A 203-nucleotide genomic window follows, 5' to 3' on the forward strand; every position below is an offset into this window, starting at 1 on the left:
CCCTGTAGGAGCTGCCGCAGGCTGCGATCTTTTGATCTTGACCCTATTGCGTCGAATGAAGATCAAAAGATCGCAGCCTGCGGCAGCTCCTACAGTGTTCTCTTCAGATAGGTGAATGAGGTCAACGCCGGGTGATCACCACTTCCAGGTATTCACTCGGCACCACCAGCGATTTTTCTCCCGCTCTGTTCATACGGTTGATC

This window comes from Pseudomonas sp. F01002 (genome assembly GCF_004402115.1).
GTDB classification, from domain to species: domain Bacteria; phylum Pseudomonadota; class Gammaproteobacteria; order Pseudomonadales; family Pseudomonadaceae; genus Aquipseudomonas; species Aquipseudomonas frigoris.